This is a genomic window from Exiguobacterium sp. s35 (assembly GCF_018617535.1).
Classification (GTDB): Bacteria; Bacillota; Bacilli; order Exiguobacteriales; family Exiguobacteriaceae; genus Exiguobacterium; species Exiguobacterium aestuarii.
The window spans coordinates 1-617 of record NZ_JACSKI010000014.1; the positions used below are offsets into that span (position 1 = coordinate 1).

At 58.7% G+C, this 617-nt stretch carries 1 pseudogene; it reads left to right on the forward strand.

Going from position 1 to position 617, the window contains the following annotated elements:
* Positions 1 to 617: pseudogene (locus KNO75_RS14980) on the forward strand (glutamine--fructose-6-phosphate transaminase (isomerizing)); the annotation flags it as partial.

The following is a 617-nucleotide window of genomic DNA, read 5'->3' on the forward strand; positions in this document are numbered from 1 at the left end:
GGAATCGGCCACACACGTTGGGCGACACACGGGGTACCGAGCGTACCGAACGCCCACCCGCACCAAAGTACGACAGGACGCTTCACGCTCGTCCACAACGGCGTGATCGAGAACGACGAAATCATCAAGAAGACGCTTGATGTCCCGTTCCTTTCTGAGACGGACACGGAAGTCATCGTCCAGCTCATGGAGAAGCACTTCGTCGAGCTCGGTGATGTCGAGGCGGCGTTCCGCAAGACGCTCTCGGACCTCCACGGTTCATACGCGATCGCGATGATCGACTCAGAGGACAAAGAGCGCCTCTATATCGGGAAGAACAAGTCACCACTCCTCGTCGGACTCGGTGACGGCACGTTCAACGTCGTCGCATCGGACGCGATGGCGATGCTCCAGGTGACAGACCAGTACCTCGAGCTCCATGACGGCGAGATTGTCATCCTCACGCGTGAGTCGGCGACAATCAAGACGCTCGACGGCGAAGTACTCGAGCGTGCACCGTACACGGCCGAGATCGATGCGTCAGACATCGAGAAGGGCACGTACGCGCACTACATGTTGAAGGAGATGGACGAGCAACCGGCCGTCATCCGCAACATCATCCAGCACTACCAGAACGA